Consider the following 1,521-nt stretch of genomic DNA (forward strand, 5'->3'; position numbering starts at 1 on the left):
TTTCGGGAATTTTTGAAATGGCACAGTTGTTTAATTTAAAGTTTTGGCTATATTTGTGATGGCTTGGTGGTGCATTTTCGCCACATTTTTAAGCCACAGAACGTTAGCAACAATAAAACCCAAAATTGTGTAGAAATAATTATGAGCAAAAATGCAAAGTATATTTTACCATCAATCATTGTATTTTTGATTGCTTTAGTCTTTTTTTTATTTGTTTTGAGTTCAAATTATAGAAATGATGAAGAAGAACTATTAATAAAATCTTTATGTGAATCAGGTTTTTTTATTTTTCTAACTTCTTTCCTATCAATTCCTGGTTTCATTTTACATTACAGATATTCAATTCACAATAGAAAAAAAACTATTACATTTAAAAAAAACTATTTTGAAATAACTATTGCAGATAAAACTACTGATATTTTATACGCAGACATTTCTGTAGTTGAAAATCATACTTTAGTGTGGAAAATTAGAAATCCTTGGAGTGATTATAGCTATGTGAAAATAATTCTCAATAATGGCGAAAAAATATATTATAATTGCTTAACAAAAATCAAAAATTCAGAAAATAACTTATTCAATATTGAAAGAATTAAAATCTACAATCTTGAAGACATTTATACGTGGTATTAATTTACTGTTGCTAACAGCGGTTTGCTTTAATGGCTACTTCCGGATTTTCCTACGGAAAATCCGCTACTGAATGGAATGTTTTGTTATATTTGTATTGGCTTGGTGTTGGTTCAACGCCACTGAAAGCAAGCCTCATAACGTTGTATGCTATATTTTAAAAAAGATTAAATAATGACAAAAAGCATCTTTTTAAACTTCTTCATTTCTTTGCTCTTCATCAATTGCAAACCTAAAGTTGTTGAAGATTATCCAAAATACGAAAAGACAATCAACACAACTGAATATAAAATAAAAAATAAAGGAGATTTTAGTTTAAAAATTCCAAAAACTTGGAAAGAAATAGAAGTTAATGGAATTGACAGTGATGTCATGGTTTTTGTCAATTCACTTAATGATACAATAACTTCTGATTATGGTTGGTACTCTAATAGTTTAAACGATGAAAACTTACCTACAGTTTATACAAAGAATGAATATAATGCACTTTCGGAAAACGATAAAAACAATCTGAAAGAAAGTGAATACATAATAATTGAAGACTACAATAATTTTGACTATAATAGCATAACAAAATCTATTTATAAAATTTATAAAATTGACAACCGAAAAGCTAAAGTTGTCATGCCAAAGACATCTGGAAATGGAATTACAGGTGTGTATTTTGAAAAACTTTACAAAGTAAGAGGAAATTTTATGAATTTGAATCTATATGGTTATAATGTGAATAAGGAAACTGAAGAAGAAATTCTAAATGTAATAAGCACAATTAAATTTAAAAAATAATACAGCATACAACAGCGGTTTGCTTCAATGGCTACTTCCGGATTTTCCTACGGAAAATCCGCTGCTGAATGGAATGTTTTGTTATATTTGTAATGGCTTGGTGTT

Annotated in this window: 2 protein-coding genes; both read left to right on the forward strand. The window is 27.7% G+C overall.

The features are described 5' to 3' along the window. Nucleotides 1–141: 141 nt before the first annotated feature. Complete coding sequence (locus tag B0I03_RS13125) at nucleotides 142–633, forward strand: hypothetical protein (protein WP_111567882.1); 492 nt, start codon at nucleotides 142–144, stop codon at nucleotides 631–633. Nucleotides 634–804: 171 nt separating this feature from the next. Further along, nucleotides 805–1,416 carry a hypothetical protein gene (locus B0I03_RS13130; protein WP_111567883.1) on the forward strand — a complete coding sequence of 204 codons (612 nt, stop codon included), beginning with the start codon at nucleotides 805–807 and terminating at the stop codon, nucleotides 1,414–1,416. The last annotated feature ends 105 nt before the right edge of the window (nucleotides 1,417–1,521 follow it).

The sequence above is a fragment of the Flavobacterium aquaticum genome, assembly GCF_003259835.1.
Classification (GTDB): Bacteria; Bacteroidota; Bacteroidia; order Flavobacteriales; family Flavobacteriaceae; genus Flavobacterium; species Flavobacterium aquaticum.